Consider the following 502-nt stretch of genomic DNA (forward strand, 5'->3'; position numbering starts at 1 on the left):
GTATTAACTGTGCTTTGTTCCGTTGATGGTTGGGTTCCACAAGCAGTTACAAGTAATACAGTAATAAAACATAAAATGAATAATATCTTTCTCGGCATACGAAACCTCCTAGATGACTGACTCTTTCGCCCTTCTAAGTATATCGAACATTTCCTTATTATGCACTATCTCAGGCCGGTATTTTCCCGAGGGCACTGAAAAAAGCTGGTTTGTACCTTTTTCAATGCCCTCCATTTTCCCAGTAAATGAGATTAGATTCCTGCTATAAAGAATAACATTTGTCTTGTTGGATAAAGTAGGAATAATGCAAAAGGTAAGGAGTTTTACATTATGAGCGAACATAAACCATTGAAGGATAAAGTTGCTATTGTTACAGGTGGATCTTCAGGAATCGGAAGAGCAAGTGCCATTCAACTATCGAAAATGGGGGCGAAGATTGCGCTGGTTGACCTAAAGGAAAGGAATGCTAGAAAAGTGAAGGAGGAAATAGAGAGCTTTGGTG

The 502-nt window shown here is 38.8% G+C and carries 1 protein-coding gene; it reads left to right on the forward strand.

Features of this window, described 5'->3' with window-relative positions:
* Positions 1–330: 330 nt before the first annotated feature.
* Positions 331–502: SDR family NAD(P)-dependent oxidoreductase (locus tag KH400_RS20935; RefSeq protein WP_217227951.1), on the forward strand; the 172-nt coding region annotated here is incomplete at its 3' end.

This window comes from Desertibacillus haloalkaliphilus, from assembly GCF_019039105.1.
Lineage (GTDB): Bacteria > Bacillota > Bacilli > Bacillales > KJ1-10-99 > Desertibacillus > Desertibacillus haloalkaliphilus.